The organism is Amycolatopsis mongoliensis (assembly GCF_030285665.1).
GTDB lineage: Bacteria > Actinomycetota > Actinomycetes > Mycobacteriales > Pseudonocardiaceae > Amycolatopsis > Amycolatopsis mongoliensis.
Genome location: NZ_CP127295.1, coordinates 8,698,200 through 8,716,845, shown reverse-complemented (window position 1 = coordinate 8,716,845; position 18,646 = coordinate 8,698,200). Strand labels below are relative to the sequence as shown.

At 72.2% G+C, this 18,646-nt stretch carries 19 protein-coding genes, 2 tRNA genes and 1 pseudogene; 11 read left to right on the top strand and 11 right to left on the bottom strand.

Going from position 1 to position 18,646, the window contains the following annotated elements; genetic code table 11:
- The first annotated feature begins 71 nt into the window (after nucleotides 1–71).
- Entirely contained in the window at nucleotides 72–479 is a 408-nt protein-coding gene (locus tag QRX60_RS41880; protein WP_285997008.1) for a MarR family winged helix-turn-helix transcriptional regulator, read from the top strand.
- Nucleotides 480–855: 376 nt separating this feature from the next.
- Here QRX60_RS41880 and QRX60_RS41875 read toward each other — a convergent pair whose 3' ends face one another.
- Complete coding sequence (locus QRX60_RS41875; RefSeq protein WP_285997007.1) at nucleotides 856–2,301, bottom strand: DHA2 family efflux MFS transporter permease subunit; 1,446 nt, start codon at nucleotides 2,299–2,301, stop codon at nucleotides 856–858.
- Nucleotides 2,302–2,480: 179 nt separating this feature from the next.
- Here QRX60_RS41875 and QRX60_RS41870 point away from each other — a divergent pair.
- Nucleotides 2,481–2,555, top strand: a tRNA-Val gene (locus QRX60_RS41870).
- 39 nt (nucleotides 2,556–2,594) lie between these two features.
- Nucleotides 2,595–2,666, top strand: a tRNA-Val gene (locus QRX60_RS41865).
- 160 nt (nucleotides 2,667–2,826) lie between these two features.
- On the opposite strand, the gene QRX60_RS41860 is transcribed toward QRX60_RS41865, so the two are convergent.
- Nucleotides 2,827–3,426 carry a TetR/AcrR family transcriptional regulator gene (locus tag QRX60_RS41860; RefSeq protein WP_285997006.1) on the bottom strand — a complete coding sequence of 200 codons (600 nt, stop codon included), beginning with the start codon at nucleotides 3,424–3,426 and terminating at the stop codon, nucleotides 2,827–2,829.
- A gap of 78 nt (nucleotides 3,427–3,504) precedes the next feature.
- On the opposite strand from QRX60_RS41860, the gene QRX60_RS41855 reads away from it, so the two are divergent.
- Together QRX60_RS41855 and QRX60_RS41850 are read left to right on the top strand one after the other, a co-directional pair.
- A complete protein-coding gene (locus tag QRX60_RS41855) occupies nucleotides 3,505–4,287 on the top strand; it encodes a class I SAM-dependent methyltransferase (RefSeq protein WP_285997005.1) in 783 nt (260 codons plus the stop codon).
- Nucleotides 4,288–4,363: 76 nt separating this feature from the next.
- The gene (locus QRX60_RS41850; RefSeq protein WP_285997004.1) at nucleotides 4,364–4,615 is read left to right on the top strand and encodes a DUF4287 domain-containing protein; all 252 of its coding nucleotides are present in this window, start codon (nucleotides 4,364–4,366) and stop codon (nucleotides 4,613–4,615) included.
- A gap of 21 nt (nucleotides 4,616–4,636) precedes the next feature.
- Here QRX60_RS41850 and QRX60_RS41845 read toward each other — a convergent pair whose 3' ends face one another.
- Nucleotides 4,637–5,359, bottom strand: coding sequence for an SDR family NAD(P)-dependent oxidoreductase (locus QRX60_RS41845; RefSeq protein WP_285997003.1), 723 nt, complete (start codon nucleotides 5,357–5,359; stop codon nucleotides 4,637–4,639).
- Here QRX60_RS41845 and QRX60_RS41840 point away from each other — a divergent pair.
- Nucleotides 5,241–5,979 (top strand): annotated as a pseudogene (locus tag QRX60_RS41840) (cytochrome P450); the annotation flags it as partial. The gene QRX60_RS41845 and the pseudogene QRX60_RS41840 sit on opposite strands and share 119 nt — an antisense overlap.
- 6 nt (nucleotides 5,980–5,985) lie before the next feature.
- Here QRX60_RS41840 and lexA read toward each other — a convergent pair.
- Entirely contained in the window at nucleotides 5,986–6,639 is a 654-nt protein-coding gene (gene lexA / locus QRX60_RS41835; protein WP_285997002.1) for a transcriptional repressor LexA, read from the bottom strand.
- Nucleotides 6,640–6,902: 263 nt separating this feature from the next.
- Between lexA and QRX60_RS41830 the strand changes: the two genes are divergently transcribed.
- The 5 genes from QRX60_RS41830 (at nucleotide 6,903) to QRX60_RS41810 (ending at nucleotide 10,873) form a co-directional block, all read left to right on the top strand.
- Nucleotides 6,903–7,415: a lytic polysaccharide monooxygenase auxiliary activity family 9 protein gene (locus tag QRX60_RS41830; RefSeq protein ID WP_285997001.1), complete on the top strand. Its 513-nt coding sequence runs from the start codon at nucleotides 6,903–6,905 to the stop codon at nucleotides 7,413–7,415.
- Between the two features lie 326 nt (nucleotides 7,416–7,741).
- Nucleotides 7,742–8,203 carry a DUF2267 domain-containing protein gene (locus QRX60_RS41825; protein ID WP_285997000.1) on the top strand — a complete coding sequence of 154 codons (462 nt, stop codon included), beginning with the start codon at nucleotides 7,742–7,744 and terminating at the stop codon, nucleotides 8,201–8,203.
- Between the two features lie 335 nt (nucleotides 8,204–8,538).
- Entirely contained in the window at nucleotides 8,539–8,766 is a 228-nt protein-coding gene (locus tag QRX60_RS41820) for a hypothetical protein (protein ID WP_285996999.1), read from the top strand.
- A 124-nt stretch (nucleotides 8,767–8,890) separates the two neighbouring features.
- A complete protein-coding gene (locus QRX60_RS41815) occupies nucleotides 8,891–9,124 on the top strand; it encodes a hypothetical protein (RefSeq protein ID WP_285996998.1) in 234 nt (77 codons plus the stop codon).
- A 102-nt stretch (nucleotides 9,125–9,226) separates the two neighbouring features.
- Nucleotides 9,227–10,873 carry a PAS domain-containing protein gene (locus QRX60_RS41810; RefSeq protein WP_285996997.1) on the top strand — a complete coding sequence of 549 codons (1,647 nt, stop codon included), beginning with the start codon at nucleotides 9,227–9,229 and terminating at the stop codon, nucleotides 10,871–10,873.
- 27 nt (nucleotides 10,874–10,900) lie between these two features.
- On the opposite strand, the gene QRX60_RS41805 is transcribed toward QRX60_RS41810, so the two are convergent.
- From QRX60_RS41805 to QRX60_RS41775, 7 genes are all read right to left on the bottom strand, one after another.
- A complete protein-coding gene (locus QRX60_RS41805) occupies nucleotides 10,901–11,878 on the bottom strand; it encodes an Acg family FMN-binding oxidoreductase (protein WP_285996996.1) in 978 nt (325 codons plus the stop codon).
- Between the two features lie 106 nt (nucleotides 11,879–11,984).
- Nucleotides 11,985–12,635, bottom strand: coding sequence for a potassium channel family protein (locus tag QRX60_RS41800; protein ID WP_285996995.1), 651 nt, complete (start codon nucleotides 12,633–12,635; stop codon nucleotides 11,985–11,987).
- Nucleotides 12,632–13,291: a potassium channel family protein gene (locus tag QRX60_RS41795; protein WP_285996994.1), complete on the bottom strand. Its 660-nt coding sequence runs from the start codon at nucleotides 13,289–13,291 to the stop codon at nucleotides 12,632–12,634. The genes QRX60_RS41800 and QRX60_RS41795 overlap by 4 nt, the downstream gene beginning before the upstream one ends.
- A complete protein-coding gene (locus QRX60_RS41790) occupies nucleotides 13,288–16,056 on the bottom strand; it encodes a cation-translocating P-type ATPase (RefSeq protein WP_285996993.1) in 2,769 nt (922 codons plus the stop codon). Before QRX60_RS41790 ends, QRX60_RS41795 begins: the two co-directional genes overlap by 4 nt.
- Before the next feature lie 149 nt (nucleotides 16,057–16,205).
- Nucleotides 16,206–17,570 carry a phosphoribosyltransferase gene (locus QRX60_RS41785; RefSeq protein ID WP_285996992.1) on the bottom strand — a complete coding sequence of 455 codons (1,365 nt, stop codon included), beginning with the start codon at nucleotides 17,568–17,570 and terminating at the stop codon, nucleotides 16,206–16,208.
- Between the two features lie 70 nt (nucleotides 17,571–17,640).
- Nucleotides 17,641–17,895: a DUF2180 family protein gene (locus tag QRX60_RS41780; RefSeq protein WP_285996991.1), complete on the bottom strand. Its 255-nt coding sequence runs from the start codon at nucleotides 17,893–17,895 to the stop codon at nucleotides 17,641–17,643.
- A 234-nt stretch (nucleotides 17,896–18,129) separates the two neighbouring features.
- Entirely contained in the window at nucleotides 18,130–18,612 is a 483-nt protein-coding gene (locus tag QRX60_RS41775) for an adenosine-specific kinase (RefSeq protein WP_285996990.1), read from the bottom strand.
- Nucleotides 18,613–18,646 lie beyond the last annotated feature (34 nt).

Below are 18,646 nucleotides of genomic sequence, written 5' to 3'. Positions count from 1 at the left end.
AGCTCCTTTTAGTTGGTAATGCCCACTACTTTAGATGGCATTGCCAACTAGTTCAAGGTAGCCTCGGGAGTATGACCGAACCGGACGAGGTGCTGGACAACCTGGCCCAGGTGTCCTTCGCCGTGATGGCGCAGCTCAGCCAGGTAGCGGCCGCGCACGAGCTTTCCCTGACGCAGCTGCGGGTTCTCGGGATCCTGCGCGACCGCACCCCGAAGATGGCCGAGCTCGCCACGCACCTCGGGCTGGACCGGTCCTCGGTGAGCGGGCTGGTGGACCGGGCGGCCCGCCGCGGCCTGGTCGCGCGCGAGGCCAGTCGCGACGACGGGCGTTCGGTCCGCGTCGGCCTGACCCCGGAGGGGCGGAAGCTGGCCGCGGAACTGACGGCGGAGGTGGCCCGGGTGATGGCGCCGATGACGGCCGGGTTGAGTGCGACGGACCGCACTCGGCTGGGCGTCCTCCTCGGACGCATGCTGGCATGAGCCCGGTCACGTCGGGAACACCGGCGGGCGTGGGGCGTTGTAAGGGGTGTCGGTACGGAGGAGTCCCCGGGCCTCACCCACTGCCTTCACGGAAAACCAGTCCGGCTGGAGCCGTGTAGCGCCCCCCGCCGCGAGGCGACCCCCGTACCGGCCTCGAACTCCCGCTTTCGCTCGCAGGTCTCCCCCCAAGCCTTCGCTGAGCGGAAGCGGGACTTTCTTCGTCCGAAGTGGACGGTCTGGCCACCGGGAAGCGATGGCGGCCGGATGTAGTGAATGACTCATTCCTGTCCTCGGACGAGGTGAATGAGTCATTCACGACGCTGCGGCCGCCCGAGTGCGCTCCCGGAGGCCGGTCTGCCGGAAGCGAGCCCGGTCGTCAGTGCTTCGGCACGGGCGCGGCTCCGGGCGTGGACTTCCGGATCAGCCAGGTCGCCGCGAACGCCACCACCCCGATCACCCCGGCCACGATGAACGCTGCCCGCAATCCGGAAGCGTCCGGGCCCGCGGCGCCGTCCGCGCTCCACAGCGTCGCCACGCTCACGAACAGCGCCGTCCCCAACGCCCCCGACACCTGCTGCAGCGTCGACAGGATCGCGCTCCCGTGCGAGTACAGGTGCTCCGGCAGCACGCCCAGCGACTCGGTGAACAGCGGCGTCATCATCAGCCCGAGCCCGGCCATCAGCAGCACGTGGATCCCGATCACCGCGACCAGCGGGGAACCGGCCCCCAGCGTGGTGAACAGCCACAGCGACACCGCCATCGCCGCCGCGCCCGGGATCACCAGTGGCCGCGCGCCGACCTTGTCGAACAGCGCGCCCACCGGGCGGCCCAGCAGGCCGAGCACCAGGCCGCCGGGCAGCACCGCCAGGCCGCTCACGAACGTGCTCGTGTGCAGCACCGTCTGCAGGTACAGGGGCAGCAGGATCGCCGCCGCGCCGATCAGGCACACGAACAGCAGCGACGTCAGCACCAGTGCCACCACGAAACTCCGGTGCGTGAACGGCCGCAGGTCCAGCAGCGCCCGGTCGCGGCGCTGCAGCCGCAGCTGGCGCCACGTGAACACCACCAGTGCCACGACGCCGACGGCGATCGGCACCCACGCCGGCACCAGCGGCTCCGCCCCGCCCTGCTCGCCGGTCGCCGACAGCCCGTACAGCACGCCGCCGAACCCGATCGCCGACAGCAGCACCGACGGCACGTCCAGCGGCACCCGCCGCGTCTCGCTGTCCAGGCGCAGCTGCAGCGCGCCGGTCACCAGCGCCGCGACCGACAGCGGCAGCACGATCCAGAACATCCAGCGCCAGCCCAGCGATGAAAGCACCGCGCCGCCGATCGTCGGCCCGATCGCGGGCGCCACCGCGATGACGATCGTGATCGTGCCCATCGTTGCGCCGCGCCGCGCCGGCGGCACCAGCCGCATCACCGTCGTCATCAGCAACGGCAGCATCACCGCCGTGCCGCACGCCTGCACCACGCGCCCGGCCATCAGCATCCCGAAGCCGGGCGCGAGCGCGCACAGCAGCGTGCCGAGGCTGAACGCCGACAGCGAGAACAGGAAGACCTGCCGCGGCGTGAACCGCTCGAGCAGGAACCCGGTCGTGGGGATGACCACGGCCATCGTCAGCAGGAACCCGCTGGTCAGCCACTGCACGGTCGTGGTCGGCACCCGTAGGTCGAGGGTCAGGTCGCGCAGCGCGACGCTCAGGATCGTCTCGTTGAGGATCATCACGAACGCCGACAGCACCAAGACCCCGATGAGGAGCCCCGGGCGCGCCGGAGCGCGGTCGACGTCGGCGGGCGGGGTGGACACGGTGTCGGTCACGGGGTGCGAGCTCTCCTGGGTCTGGCGCGCCGGGCCTCCGGTGCACTGTCTTCCTGCAGTCTGCCCGTTTCGGCGCCTTCGTGTCACGGCGGCTTCCGCAGTGCGGCCGGTCACAGGGGACCCCCCGCTGACGCTCCGAAACCGTCCGATATGCTTCAGCGAGTACGGAGTTCCGCAGCGCGCGATTAGCTCAGCGGGAGAGCGCTTCCCTGACACGGAAGAGGTCACTGGTTCAATCCCAGTATCGCGCACCACGAGCCCACCCCCCGGGATCTCGTGGAAGTTCGTACGACGGGCGATTAGCTCAGGGGGAGAGCGCTTCGTTCACACCGAAGAGGTCACTGGTTCGATCCCAGTATCGCCCACGAGATTCGCTGGAGAGCCCTGTTCGCGGAAAGCGCGAACAGGGCTCTTCTCGTTGTGTCCTGTGGGGGTCGAACCCCCACGCCCCCGCCGGGGGCACGCCCCCGGACCCCCCGTCTGGTTGCGTCTCGTAGTTGGCCAGACCTTGTCTACTTTGGACTTTTACAGCAGCCTGCGCTGCACTACGTCCGCGATGATCGTGTCGATCAGTTTTTCCAGCTCTGCTGGGTCTGGGAGTGTGTGGCGGGGGCGGCCAGCGAAGTGCAGGTGGCTTGCTCCGATCAACGAGAGGGCCAGGGAATCCACCTTTGCGTCTGCCGCTATGCGGCCTTGGGCTCGCTCTGCTGTCAGGTAGGCCGACAGCATCTCCCTTGCCTCTGCCAGGAACGGGAGGCCGTCGCCCGGGGGGCGTAAGCGGGTGCGGAGCTCGTCGCGGAAGAACACCAGGCTCGTCAACGCCACCGAGACCGGGTCGAACAGCTCCGTCAGTGCGTCCACCAGGTTCTGGGTCACCGTACGCGTGCCCGCCGATGCCTCCAGGATCGCCGACTGGTCCCTCAGACGGGCGATGCGGTCCTGGACCAGCTCGGCCAGGAACGCGTCGAAATCCGTGAAGTGGCGGTGGAGCACACCCTTGGCCACGTCGGCCTCCGCTGTCACCGCCCGGCTCGTCAGCGCGTTCGGGCCGTCACGGAGGAGGACCCGCTCCGCCGCGTGGAACAGCTGCTGGCGCACGTCGCGCAGGTGGACTCCGGTCGGCATGACCTTCATTCTCCGTTACGCCCGCCGCGAACGCTCGGGCGGTTGTCCTAGTGGGCACGTGCCCATTAAAGTGGGCGCATGCCCACTCAGCCTCATCAAGCTCGTGCCTTCGCGGAATCCTTCGGGGTCGACGCCGAACGCTATGACCGGGCCCGGCCCGAGTATCCCGCCGAACTCGTCGCCCGCGTCGTCGCTGCCGGTTCCGGCCCCGACTTCCTCGATGTCGGCTGTGGCACCGGGATCGAGGCCCGGCAGTTCCGCGACGCGGGTTGCCGCGTCCTCGGCGTCGACCCCGATCCGCGGATGGCCGCCTTCGCGCGCGGCACCGGCATCGACGTCGAAGTCGCGAAGTTCGAGGACTGGGAGCCCGCCGGCCGCGCCTTCGACGCGGTCGTCGCCGGGCAGGCCTGGCACTGGGTCGACCCCGTCGTGGGTGCGGTCAAGGCCGCGGACGTCCTGCGGCCCGGTGGGTTGCTCGCCCTCTTCGCCCACGTTTTCCAGCCGCCGGCCGCGGTGGCCGAGGCCCACGCGGAAGGCATCCGCCGGGTGCTGCCGGACTCGCCGTTCGCGGGGGAGTCGAGAAGTCCCGCCGAACTCTACGAAGTCATGTTCACCAAGTTCGCCGACGGGATCCGGGACTCGGGTCGCTTCGGCGAACCCGAACGGTGGTCGTTCGCCTGGGAGCAGGCCTGCACCCGCGACGAATGGCTGGATCTGCTGCCCACGACCGGCGGCCTGACCCGGCTCGCTCCGGACGCGCTGGCGGACGTGCTGGCCGGCGTGGGCGCGGCCATCGACGCTCTCGGCGGCGGCTTCACCCTGGCGTACACGACGCTGGCGGTGGTCGCGAAGAAAGCTTGACAAGAAAAGTTGTCGGTGAGACCTTGGTGGCAAGCAAGACAGACCGAAGAACCTTCGGCCCGAACCGGGAGTCACCATGTCTTTCCAGGCCTACCTCGACAACGCCGAGAAGCAGACCGGCATCACCCCGCGCGGCTTCCTCGACCTCGCGGCGGAGAAGAAGCTCACGAAGCACGGCGAGCTCGTCACGTGGCTGAAGACCGAGCACGGCCTCGGTCACGGCCACGCGACGGCGATCGCGCGGCTCGTCACCAAGGGGCCGGAGTTCGTCGCCGCGCACCACGCCGACGGCGTGCTCCACCTCGAGGGCGTGGCCGCCCGGGCCTGATCCGGGCGGCCGGTGCCCGGCTCAGGCGATCGGACCGAGGTACGTGCCGCCGGAGACGTCGAGGGTGCGGCCGGTGATCCAGCGCCCGCCCGGCCCGGTCAGGAACCCGACGACGTCGGCGACGTCCTCGGGCCCGCCGATCCGGCCCCGCGCGGTCATCGCGGTGAGGCCGGCCGCCGCCTCGGGAACGGCCGGCAACGGCTCGGTCAGGTCGGTCCGGATCGGCCCGGGCGCGACCGTGTTGACCGTGCTCCCGCGGCGCCCGAGCTCGTTCGCCAGCGTCGGCGCGAGCGCCTCGACGGCGGCTTTGCCGACGGTGTAGGCGATCTGGCTCTGCACGGCGATCCGCGAGGCCATCGAGCCGACGGTGACGACCCGCCCGCCGTCGTTCAGCAGCGGCAGGAGCCACTGGACCAGCAGTATCGGCGTCTTGACGTTGACGGCCAGCAGCCGGTCCAGCTCCTCCTCGGTCACCTGGCCGATGGTGCTGTGCGACCCGATGCCCGCGTTGTTCACCAGGACGTCCAGCCCGGCGTCGCCGAACGCCTCGGTGACCGCGTCGGCCAGCCGGTCCACGGCACCGGCCTCGCCGAACCGGGCGGACACGGCGAAAGCGCGCCCGCCGGCCGGCCCGAAGCCGGTCGACCTCGTCGAAGCGTTCGCGCTGCCGGTGCCGTCACTGGTGATTTGCGAGCTGCTCGGCGTCCCGTACGCCGACCACGACTTCTTCCAGGAGAACAGCAAGCTCATCATCCGGCGCGATGCGAAGCCCGAGGAGCGCGCGGCCGGGCACAGGCGCTCGTCGGCTACCTCGACCGGCTGATGGGGGAGAAGCTGGCGGCGCCCGCCGACGACCTGCTCTCCGGGCTCGCCACGAGACGACGGCGAACATGATCGCGCTCGGCACCCTGGCCCTGCTGGAGCACCCGGACCAGCTGGCGCTGCTGCGGGAGTCCGACGATCCGGCCCTGGTCGCGTCGGCGGTCGAGGAACTGCTGCGGTACCTGAACATCACGCACAACGGCCGCCGCCGTCTCGCGCTGGAGGACATCGAGATCGGCGGCGAGCTCATCCGCGCGGGCGAAGGCATGATCATGGCCAACGACGTCGCCAACCGCGACCCGGCGGTGTTCCCGGACGGCGACCGGCTCGACCTCACCCGCCACTCGCACCGGCACGTCGCCTTCGGCTTCGGTGCCCACCAGTGCCTCGGCCAGCCGCTGGCCCGGCTCGAGCTGCAGGTCGTCTACAGCACGCTGTACCGGCGGATCCCGACGCCGGCGCTGGCCACCGACGTCGAGAAGATCCCGTTCAAGCACGACGGGTCGGTGTACGGCGTGTCCGAGCTGCCGGTCACCTGGTGAAGCGCGTCAGACGCTCCGCAGCACCGACACGACCACGCCCAGGATCGCCGCCCGGTCGCCGTCGATGACGTCGTAGGCCGGGTTGCGGGGCTCCAGGTAGACGTGGCCGTCGCGGCGGCGGTACACCTTGACCGTCGCCTCCTCGTCGATCATCGCCGCGACGATCTGGCCCGAGTGGGCCTCGCTCTGCTGCTTGACCACGACGATGTCGCCGTCGCAGATCGCGGCGTCGATCATCGAGTCGCCGCGCACGCGCAGGCCGAAGACCGTGCCCCGGCCGGTGAGGTCGCGCGGCAGCTTGAGGACGTCGTCGACGTGCTCCACGGCCGAGATCGGCGTTCCGGCGGCGATGTCGCCGACGACCGGGACCGGGACCGAGTCGCCGTCTTCCCGTGCCCCGCCACCGTGCAGGAACGCGCGCACGTCCATCGGGCGCGACACGCCCGAGCCGCGGCGCAGGAACCCCTTGTCCTCCAGGCTCGCCAGGTGCTTCGACACCGACGACGTCGACTGCAGGCCGACGGCCTCGCCGATCTCGCGGGTGCTGGGGGAGTAGCCGTGGTGGACCACCCAGTCCCGGATGGCCACCAGGATTTTCTGCTGCCGTTCCGGCAGGGCCGCGGCGTCGAGGTGCTCGAACGTGTCGTCGTAGGTGGTCACCAGCGGAATCCTAGAGGCAGGCGGCGTGCGGCGCGCCGCCTGGTCTCCCCGGCGAGTCCCGCTGACCGGAACATCGAGTGACGGTTGGCGTCTTACCAACATGAACCGCGACTTTGCCATCTGTTGACCTGCGTAACGAACCGACGTATGGTCTAGACCACAATTTCCTTCGCTCGAAAGAACTTCCCGGCGCGGTGGGCCTCCCGCCGCGACTTCGTCGTACCCCGGCACCGGGAAGCGAGCCTGTCCCCGAAGGAGTCGGTATGAACCGCAAACTGGCCGCGGCCGCGGCGGGTGCTCTCCTGGCCCCGATCCTGGTGGTGGTGAGCCCCGCCGGCATCGCGAGCGCGCACGGCTACGTCAACTCGCCGGCGAGCCGCCAGGCGCAGTGCGCGCAGGGCACGGTGTCGTGCGGCGACATCAAGTACGAACCCCAGAGCGTCGAGGGACCGAAGGGCCTGAAGTCCTGCGACGGCGGCAACGCGAAGTTCGCCGAGCTCAACGACAACGGCAAGGGCTGGCAGGCTTCCCCGGTCGGCACGACGGCGACGTTCACGTGGACCTTCACGGCCCGCCACCGCACGACCAACTACGAGTACTGGATCGGCAACGAGAAGGTCGCCGACATCAGCGGCAACAACGAGCAGCCGCCGGAAACCGTTTCGCACCAGGTGAACCTGAGCGGCCACACCGGCCGCCAGACGGTCCTGGCGGTGTGGAACATCGCCGACACGACGAACGCGTTCTACTCCTGCATCGACCTGCAGGTGGGCTGAGCCCCCGCCCGCCCGGGAGCGCGCGGCTCCCGGGCGGGCGGTCTCTTGCGGACCCCGCGACCGGTTCGCTTCTCCCCACCCCGACCGGGAGGTCGCGCGGCCGAAGCCGCGCCGAAGGTCCTTCGTTCAGAAGACCAACGACCATTCCGTCCCTGGACGGGCCACGGCGACCATGGACGCACCGACATCGCGCTCGTGGGTGAGTGGCCGTCCACATCGGAGGAGCCGCCGTCACGGAATCGGTGCGACGAGGACGAGGACGGCGACGGCGAGCCGGACGGTCTGCCGGGCCTTCGGAATCCGGCCGTCCGGTGTGAGGGAGTGCGATGTCCGTCCATACCGATCCGTTCGCGAGGGCCGAGTCCACCGCCCGTGCCTGGCTCGCCCTGGTCGGCCGGGAGCTGGGTACCGACGACCGGGTCCTGGCCCACCGGGTGCTGCGCGCATGGCTGCACGGGGTCCGCGACCGGCTGCCCGTGGGACCCGCGGTGCGGTTCGCGGCCCAGCTGCCGGTCCTGCTGCGCGGCGAGTTCTTCGACGGGTGGAATCCGGCCCGGGTCCCGGTGCCCGGTGACGTCGCGGAGTTCTGCGAGCAGTTCGCCGCCGAGGCGGGAATCCACCAGAGCCAGGTCGCCGACGCGGTCACCGCGGTCGGCGCCGCGCTGGACACCTCGTGCTCCGCCGGGAACCTCGGCCACGTGCTGGCCGCGCTGCCCCACCCGCTCAGGACGCTGCTCACCCCGGTGGCGGGCGAACCCGTCCGGACCGGCGAAGGGAACGGCCGGTGAAACCGAAAAGGCAGGCCACGAACGGTCTCGAGGCCCTCGCACGCCGGCGGCAGCAGCAAATCGCCGATACGGGCGCACGTGCTGTCGCCGAACGGCGGAACCTGGCCGACCGGGAGCGCCGCCGGCAGTCGTCGGCACGGCGGCTCGCCGACCGGATCGCGCGGGTCGGCCGCCACGCCGGACCGGGTCACCGATCGAGGGGCACAACTGCCTGAATGGCTGAGGAGGATGGACCACCCGTCGCCGGGCCTTCGCCTCTGGGGGGTCACCTGCCGGACTGGCAGCATCGAAGCGTGGCACCAGCCACACGATGTCCTTCAGGTAGGAGGCCTGCCATGACTTTTCCTCATCGCAGCCGTGAGCCGGGCCCGGCGAGGGCAGGCGGCTTTCCCGCCGGGGCACGGGTACGGGTGCGCGGTGGCCGGTTCGACGGGCGCGGCGGCGTGGTGGTGGACCGCGCTCCCGACCTGCGCCCCGGCTCGGTGTGGGTCGAGTTCACCGGCGGGCCGCCGCGGCTCGTGCCCGGGTACCGGCTCGACCTGGCGGAGATGGCGGGCAGCTGAGTCCGTCCGCGGCCGGAGGGGTCCTCCGGCCGCGGACGGAGGACCAAGTGCCCTGATCTTCACCCGATCGGCTGGGGCATGGTCAGTTCAGGACAGCTAGTTCCCTACGCGCAGAGGACCTCACATGTCCGAGACACGGCTCGCCGATGGCCCGACCGCGGAGGAGCGTTCCCGCGCGATCCGGGTCGTGAAGCACCACGCCCACGACAGCCGGGACGAAGCCGACCTCCTGGCGATGCTGGGGCTGGACCGGGTACCGCGCCCGCCGGTGCGGCGGCCGCACGGCGCACTGTCCACCGCCGAACTGCAGGAGCTGCTGGCCCCGTTCGCGGCGGAGCGCGAGTCGGCCGCCGTCTGAGTGGGCGCGGGTGCGGAAGAATGCGTGAGCCGCACCCGCGGTGCTACACATACAGGCGGTCGGCCCGGTGTGCGGCCGTGTCCGGCGGAGGAGACGAGCGACATGGCGCAGCAGGTCGACTTCGGGGCCGTGTTCCTCGCCGGCCCCTCACCGACCGCCGTCCTGTCCCCGGAGTTCGTGTTCCTCGCGGTCAACGACGCCTACCTGGCGGTCGCCGGCCGTGATCGCGACGACCTGATCGGGCAGTACGTCTTCGCGGCCTTCCCGGACAACCCCGAGAACCCGAGCGGGGCACGGGCTCTGCGGGCTTCGCTGGAGCGGGTCCTGGAGACGCGGCAACGGCACGCCATGGCGTTGCAGCGGTACGACGTGGCCGTGGCGGACCGTCCCGGTGTGGTGGAACAACGCTACTGGAGCACGGTCAACGCCCCCGTCCTCGACGAGGCCGGCTCGGTGCGGTGGATCCTGCACCGCGTCGAGGAGGTCACCGGCTTCCTGCAGCAGCTGCCGCCGGCGGAGGCGCCCACGGTGGAGGAGCGCTCGGCGATGCAGGCCGAGGTCTTCGCCCGCAGCTGGGAGCTTCAGCAGGCGAACCAGCAGCTGGCCGCGGCCGCCGACGTCGCCACCGCGGTGCTGGCCGACGCACCGGCCGAGGCGGTGCTGGAACTGATCGCCGTCCGGGCGCGGGACATCGCCGGCGTCGACCAGACCCTGGTCCTGGTCCCCGACGAGAGTGGCGAGTACCTGGTCACCGCCGCGTCGGCGGGGGCTCAGGCGGACGCCTACCGGTCGCTGCGGCTGCCGTTGCGGGGGACGACGGGATCCGGGCCGGAACCGGTGAGCGTGCAGGTCTTCCGGACCGGCCGGTCCGTGATCAGCGAGGACGCGGCACCGGCCGCGCGGCAGGCGGGGCTGGGGGCCGAAGTCACGGTGGGGGCCGCGCTCGGCGTGCCGCTGGGGCCGGCCGGTGCCGTGCGCGGGGTGCTGGCCGTGGTCAACGCCCCGGGGCGTGCCATCACGGCGACCAGTGTGGTCCGGTCGCTGGAGCTGTTCGCGGCGCAGGCGGCGATCGTCCTGGAACTGGCCGAGCGACGACGGGACGCCGTGCTGCTCTCGGTACTGGACGACCGGGAGCGGATCGCCCGCGAGCTGAACACCGCGGTGATCGGGCGGCTGTCCGCGATCGGCACCGGCCTGACCGCGGCGCTCAACGTCAGCCAGCGGGAAGACTTCGCACGGCGGGTCCGCGAGGCCGTGAAGGCAGTGGACCAGGTCGTCCGGCAGCTGACGTCGGCCGTCTTCGCCATCCACGCCGAACCCACGCGCGAGCGGGCGCTGCACCGGCGTATCCAGGACCTCGTCGACGCGGCCGCCGAAACGCTGGGCGTCGCCACGACTTCGCAGCTCGACAGCCGGCTCGACACCGCACTCGGCGGGCCGGCCAGGGAACAGCTGATGGCGGTGCTCGACGAAGCCCTGTCCGCGGTGGCGCGGCGCTCCGGTGCCGGCCACGTCACGGTCACCGTCGAACTGCGGCCCGAACCCGGGCCGGGGCAGCTCTTCGCCAGGGTCGAAGACGACGGGGAGCCGGCGCCACCGGGCACGACGGACGCCGGCCTGCACGAGCTGGCCGCTCGCGCCGTCGAACAGGGCGGGTCGCTCACCCTCGCCGGCCGCCCGGCGGGTGGCACCGTCGTGACGTGGCAGGTCCCCCTCGCCGAAGGCGCGGTCCCGGGCAGCGTGCGGTGAGGCGCCGGCGGCGACAGCGGAAGAACGTCAGCCGGAGACCGGGTGGTGGTACTTCGACGGCGCCTCGAGCGGTTGCAGGACATCGGCCAGGCTGCGGCGCGGTGAAGCGGGCAGGGGCTCGGCGTTGGCGGGCGCCCACCCGACGCGCAGCACGAGGTGGGGCGCACCCCCGTCCGCGACGAGGTCCTCGACGGTTTTCCGGACACCGTCGAGCAGCAGTGGTTCGGTGAGCGGGCACGAGGACAGCCCCAACGAGGTCGCCCTCAGCAGTACCGCGCTCATCGCCTCGCCCGCCCGCAGGCGCGACTGCAGGTCGTCGCCGGCGGTGCTCAGCACGAGCAGCACCGTTGCGTCGCCGTCGGGCGAAGCGCCGGCGGTCGCCGGGCGGGTCCGGACCGAGCTCCCGGCCCGGGTGGATCCGCCGGCGGCCGGGAGCCCGCTCGCGGTCCGCTGGGCCGGCACGGGGCCGGGAACGCTCGCGCCGGCGTGCCGCCAGGCGGTCTTGGCGATCGCCGACGCGAGCCGGCGGCGAGCCGGGTCGGCCACCACGTGCAGCTGCGCGCCCTCCCCGGCGGCCGCTTTCCCCAGCTCGTCGAGGTATCCGCCGGGTACCGGCCACGCGCCGTGGCGCCGCCGGTCGGTGCGGCGGTGGGGGATCGCCGCCGCGAGGACGATTTCGTCGTCGGACGGCTCGGCCCGGCGCAGGCTCACGATCGCGAGGTGATCGGGACTCCCGGCGTCGGGGACGCGGTGCACCTCGGCGGCCCAGCCGAACGTCGCGAAGCCGAGCCGCAGGTGGTGCAGGGTCGCTCCGCAGCCGAGCACCAGGTCCCGCCCGTCCGGGTCGACCTGGGGCAGCCACCGGTCCGGCTCGGCGAACAGGTGCAGGCGGCTGTGCCCGGTCCGCCAGCTCCACGGTTGCGCGTTGTGCGCCGAGGGAGCGCGCAACGCCATGGTCACCGCGGACTGCACGGTGACCATGTCCGGAATCCGCCGGTCGAGCATCGTCCACCTCGTCCCATGACATTCGTTGTCCCAGTCGACACCGTGCGCCGGGGCGCCGGAAGGGCCGGAAGGCCTTCCTCCGTGGGACTTCGGTGGGACGGCCGGGCTATTGGAAGAGGTCGTGGACATCGCTCTCGGTCGCGCGGACGGAGACGACGAGCACGGTGTCCCCGGGGCGGAACCGGTGGTCGGGGCCGGGGACCGACGGCTGTCCCTCGCGGACGACCGCGGCGACGACCGTGCCCGGTGGCACGGCGAGGTCGGCCAGCCGCCGGCCGGCCGCCGCCGACGTCTCCGCGATGCGGGTTTCGATCAGCTCGACGCCTGCCGCGCTGAGCCGCATGAGGGCGACGGTGTCGGTGACGTCCGCGGCCTCCTCGAGCAGGGACACCAGCGGGGCGGCGGAGGGAAGGGCGACGTCCACGCCCCACCGCCGGTCGAAGAGCCAGGCGTTGTCCGGGTCGTTGGTGCGGGCGAGGACCCGGCGGACGGCGAACTGCCGTTTGGCCAGCAGGGCGATCACGAGGTTGTCCTCGTCCTCCCCGGTGGCCGCCAGCATCAGGTCGGTGCGCAGGGCACCGGCCGTTTCCAGCACGGCCGGTTCGCACGCGTCCCCGCGCACGGCGTGGTACCGCTCGCCCAGCTGGTCCAGCCGGTGCTGGTCCTGGTCGACGACGGTGATTTCGTGGCCGGTGGCGGCGAGCAGGTGCGCGGCCTGCTCGCCCAGGCGCCCGGCGCCGGCGATGAGGACCCTCATGTGCCGAGCTCCTTGTCGAGGAAGGAAGACAGTCTGGGCAGCGCCGAAGCGGCTACGGCGAAGCTGACGGTGTCGCCGGTCTCGGCGGCGCTCGCCGCGGTGGGCAGGAACGACGTCCCGGCGCGGGTGACGGCGATGACGCGGATCTCCCCGTCGACTTCCAGTTCGCCGAGTGGCCGCCCGGCGAACCACGCCGGCAGCGTCTCCCGGACCAGCAGCGTCTCCCCGTTGCCGAACGTGGTGACCGGGTCGAGGTAGCGCTGGGACAGCATCTGGTGGATCCGGTTCGTGGTCCACCGGACGCTGGCGACGGTGGGGATGCCGAGGTCGCGGTAGATGTCCGCGCGGCGCGGGTCGTAGATGCGGGCCACGACGTGGGGGACGCGGTAGTCCTCCTTGGCGATCCGGGCGCCGACGATGTTGGTGTTGTCGCCGGCGGTGACCGCCACGAAGGCGTCCGCGTCGTGGATGCCGGCGCGCTCCAGGACCTCCCGGTTGTAGCCGTTGCCGACCACGAAACCGCCCGTGTACCCGGTGGGCAGCAGCTCCCGGGTGTCCGGGTCCCGGTCCAGCACGCACACGGCGTGCCCGTCGATCGACAGCTGCTGGGCGAGGGTCGAGCCGACCCGGCCGCAGCCCATGATGATCACTTTCACGTGGCAGCCTCCTTGCGGCGCAGCAGGGCTTTGCGGATTTCGTCGGCGACGAGCACCAGCGAGCCGAGCACGATGAGCAGTCCCCAGTCGGCGAGCGACAACGGCGCCGTGTGGAAGACCGACTGCAGCGGCGGGGCGTAGCTGATCGCGCACATGATCGCGAGGGCGATGCCCTGCGCCGCCAGGTAGTGCGGGTTGGACAGGAGGCCGATCCGGAGGATGCTCAGCCGGTCGCTGCGCACGGCGAACCCGTTGAAGAACTGGCAGATCACGATCCCGGCCTGGGTCATGGTGAGGGCCTCCCGGTACACGGGGTGGTCGAGGGTGAACTCGGCGAACGGGATGCCGGCGGTGTGGATGCGCCAGAAGAACGCCGTGGTCACGACGACCGCCTGGATGCAGCCGAGGAACAGGAACCGGCGCACGAGCGCGGCGGAGAACAACGGCTGTTTCGGGCTGCGGGGCGGCCGGTTCATGATGCCCGGTTCGGGTGGCTCGGTGCCGAGCGCCAGTGCCGGGAGCACGTCGGAGCCGAGGTCGATCGCGAGCACCTGGACCGCGCTCAACGGCACCAGCGGGAACCCGACGGCGGTGGCGGCCAGGATCGGGACCAGTTCGCCGATGTTGTGGCTGAACAGGTAGACCAGGAACTTGCGGATGTTCTGGTAGACCGACCGGCCGAGTTCGACCGCGGTCGCGATGGAGGCGAAGGAGTCGTCCAGCAGCACCATCACGGCGGCTTCGCGGGCCACGTCGGTGCCGGACTCGCCCATCGCGACCCCGATGTCGGCCCGTTTCAGGGCGGGCGCGTCGTTGGCGCCGTCCCCGGTCACCGCGACGACTTCGCCGAGGTCCTTGAACGCCGCGACGACCCGCATCTTGTGTTCGGGCTTCACCCGGGCGAACAGCACGTCCGGGTTCTCGGTGAGCAACGCCTGCAGCGCGGCGTCGTCGGTTCCGTCCAGCTCGGCGCCCGTGACGGTGCGCGGCACGACGCCGGGGCGCAGGATGCCGACCCGCCGGGCGATGGCCTCGGCGGTCAGCGCGTAGTCCCCGGTCACCATCACCACGCGGATCCCCGCGTCCCGGCAGGCGGTGACCGAGGCGACGACCTCGGGCCGGGGCGGGTCGAGCATGCCGACCAGTCCGAGCAGGGTCAGGCCGTTCTCCGCCTCCCCGTGGCCGGCGCCGGGACCGCTGACCTCGCGGGTCGCGACCGCGAGGACCCGCAGGGCCGATCCCGCCATCCCGTCGTTGGCGGCGAGCACTTCCCGGCGCGCGTCGTCGTCCAGCGCCCGCACGCCACCTTCGCCGCGGATGTGCGTGCAGCGGGCGAGCAGTTCCTGCGGGGCGCCCTTGACGTGGGCCCACGTGCGCCCGTCCCGGGTGTGCAGGGTGGTCATCAGCTTGCGCACCGAGTCGAACGGCAGTTCGCCGTCCCTCGGGGCGGACTGCAGTTCGGCGTCGAGATCGAGGCCCGCCTTCGCCGCGGCGACGAGCAACGCGCCCTCGGTGGTGTCCCCGAGCACTCGCCAGCCCTGCCGTCCGGAAGGCGGCAGCAGCCGGGCGTCGCAGCACATCGCGGCGACCCTCAGCAGCTCCCGGACCGGTCCGGGATCCGCCACCTCGCCTTCGGGCGCATAGCCCACGCCGGTCACCCGGTGGGCCCGGCCCGCCGCCCACACCGTCTGCACCGTCATCTCGGCGGTCGTCAGCGTTCCGGTCTTGTCGGTGCAGATCACGGTGGTCGAGCCGAGCGTCTCGACCGCCACCAGCTGCTTGATCAGCGCGTGCCGCTTGGCCATCCGCCGCACGCCGATCGCCAGCGCCACCGACAGCGTCGCGGGCAGCCCCTCGGGCACCAGCGCGACCATCACGCCGAGGGCGAACACGAACGTCGCCACGAGGGAGCCGCCGGCCGACAGCCGGGCCACGAACAGCAGCAGCCCCAGCGCGAACGCCGCCGACGCCACCCGCCGCGCCATGATCGCCACCTGCCGCCGCAGCGGGCTGGTGTCCGCCGTGGTCTGGCTGGTGAGCCGGAAGATGCGCCCGAACTCCGTCGCCGCGCCGGTCGCGACCACCACGGCCTTGCCGGCCCCGGCGGCGACCGTCGTGCCCATCCACACCAGGTTTCGCGCGTCCGGCGGGCTCACCTCGGGCGGCACCGGTTCGGTGTTCCGCCACACCGGTGCGCTTTCCCCGGTCAGCGCCATGTTGTTGACCGTCAGCTCGTGCGCCTCGACGACCCGGCAGTCGGCCGACACCGCGTCCCCGGCCTCGAGCACGACCAGGTCTCCCGGCACCAGTTCCGCGGCGGGCACTTCGACGCGCTCGCCGTCGCGGATCACCCGCGCCCGGTGCGGCACCATGGCCTGCAACGCCTCGGCGGTCCGCTCGGCCGCGTACTCCTGCATGAACCCGATCAAGGCGTTGAGCACCACCACCGCCAGGATGGCGATCGCCAGCTGGACGTTGCCCGGATCCCGCGGATCGCCGAGGAAGTAGGCGAGGAAGGTGACGCCCGAGGCGACGATCAGCACCACGGCGAAGAGGTCCGTGAACTGCTTCAGGAGACGCCGGGCCAAGGACGTGCGCCGGCCGTGCACGAGTTCGTTGCGGCCGTGCCGTGCGAGCCGGGCCGCCGCGGCGGCGGCGGACAGGCCGCGCGGCGACGAACTCAGCGCGGTGAGCGCCTCGTCGACCGAACGCGTCTGTGCCGCCTCGCCTTCGCCGGCGGTGACAGCTTGAGCGAGCTGGTGCACTCGAAAACCCCCCGACGGTGGACACCGGACGCATGGACCGGGCGGCCGTGGGCCGGCGCCCGGATCTTGGTGGAAGCCGACGCTTACGGTATGGGCCGCCGTGGGGCCGGCTCAGGGGCGAAAGACCCTTCGGGAGTGATCGGAGGACCTCACTCCGCGGACGCGCCTGCCGTGCCCGCCGCGCGGGCGGACCGCCTCGGCTCGGGCGCGAAGTGGCGCGTGAACCAGTCGCGGGCGAGGAGCGCGACCCGGTCGAGGGCACCGGGTTCCTCGAAGAGGTGGGTGGCACCGGGGACGACGGCCAGGCTCGTCTCGCCGGGGATGGCGGCGCGGGCGCGGCGGTTGAGGTCGAGGACGACGGCGTCGGCTCCGCCCACGATCAGCAGGGTCGGGGTGCGCACGCGGTGCAGGCAGCCGCGGGCGAGGTCGGGCCGGCCGCCGCGGGAGACGATCGCGCGGACGTCGACGGCCGGGTCCGTCGCGGCCAGCAGCGCGGCCGCGGCCCCGGTGCTCGCCCCGAAGTACCCGACCGGCACCCGGGCGGCCTCGGGCCGGGTGCGCAGCCAGGACGTCGCTTCAGCGAGCCGGCCCGCCAGCAGGGGGATGTCGAAGACCCGGTCGCGGTCGTGCTCCTCGTCGTGGGTCAGCAGGTCGAACAGCAGGGTGCCCAGGCCGGCCTGGTTGAGGACCGCGGCGACGTGCCGGTTGCGGGGGCTGTGCCGGCTGCTGCCGCTGCCGTGGGCGAAGACGACGATCCCGGCCGGGTTCCCGGGGACGGTGAGGTGACCGGGGAGCGAGACCCGGGTCAGGGCCACGTCGACCTCCTCGTCGCGCGGCGGCGGGTCCGCGGCCGCTTCGGGAGTCCTCGGGAGCGGAAGGTCTTCGGCCGCTCGGCGGAGCAGGTCCGTGACCTCCTCGTCGGAGGTCTGGCGGAAGTCCCGGTACCACTGGCCGACGGCGCGGAAGCCGGCCGGCGCCCACAGGCAGACGACCTCGTCGGCGACGGCGGCGAGGGCGTGGAGCGCGGACGGCGCGCACACCGGGACCGCCAGGACGACCCGGGCCGCGCCCTGGGCGCGGGCGACCCGGCAGGCCGCGCGCGCCGTGGCTCCGGTGGCCACTCCGTCGTCGACGACGACGACCGTCCGTCCCGCGAGCGGGACCCGCTCGCGTCCGGCCCGGAAGCGCGCGACGCGGCGGCGCAGTTCCGCGCTTTCGGCGCGGGTGACCGCCTCGAGCTCCGCCGCCGTCACGCCGGTGCGGCGGACCAGGTCCTCGTCGACCACCCGGACGTCGTCCTCGCCGAGGGCGCCCAGCGCGAGTTCCGGTTGCCACGGCAACCCGAGCTTGCGGACCACGATGACGTCGAGCGGTGCGTGCAGCGCCCGTGCCACGACGAACGCGACGGGCACGCCGCCCCGGGGCAGCCCGACGACCACCGCGTTCCCGGCGGGGAAGTCGTCCAGGCGCCGGGCCAGGCGACGCCCGGCGTCGGCGCGGTCGGCAAATCGCATCAGGACCTCCGTGGGACACGGTCACCGGCACGGGTCTTCGGTGGGTTCGGCAGCTCGAAGCCGCGAACCCTTACTGTGAACCGGTTTCCTGGGGCGCCGGCCAGGGCACGGCTTCCTGCCCGGAGCAGGTCCGTGCGCATTCGCGACACCGCGCCGCCCGGCTCCACCGCTCGTCCATGCCGGTTTCGAAGCCCTCGGACGCGCGCACCTCACGCTCGCGGTGCCCGAGAACCAGGTGGTTGCGGCACAACCCGGCGCCGCAGTCGACGCACGTCGCGGAGGCCTCCGCGACGAGACCGGTCACCGCACAATCCAGACATCGCATCTCGACACCGCTTCCCTCGACCGTCGCCGGAACGCACCGGCGACGCGTGAAGGCCCGCCCGGGGGCGGATGCCCCGTCTTGCGACGATGGGTCAATCCAGGCTCGCAAGCCTGTCCTCTGATCCAGTACCTCGGGCGGGTCACCGGGTTTCCCCGGCACCGTCCAGCGTGCCGCGTCCGGGTCCCGTCGTGAGGAGTCCAAAGTCCCGGTTCCCGGGGCAGTCCGTCACCGGCGTCAGAGTTTGTAGCCGATCCGGCGGAGGAGCGCCCGGCGCTCGGCCCGGTCGTCCTCGTTCTCCGTGCCGAGGGGGACGGGACCGTCGACGACGCCCACGATCCCGCGGCCGAGTGCGGTGGTGGCCACGAGCACGTCGACGGGGTTGGCCGTGGCGCAGAAGATCCCGCAGACCTCGGGGACCTGCTTGATCGCGTTCAGCACGTTGACCGGATAACCTTCGCGGAGGAACACGACGAACGCATGCCCCGCGCCGATGGCCGCGGCGTTCTTCGTGGCGAGCTCCACCAGTTCGGGGTCGTTGCCGGAGCACCGGACGAGCCGCGGACCCGAGGCTTCGCAGAACGCCAGCCCGAAGCGCAGGTGCGGGCCGGTCCCGGCGAGCGCCTCGTGGAGGTCCTCCACGGTCTTGATGAAATGTGCCTGCCCGAGCACGACGTTGAGGTCCTCGGGCTTGTCGATGGTCACCGCTGTCAGTTCCACACGCCGATCCTGAACCGGGCGCGCGGGGCGCGGA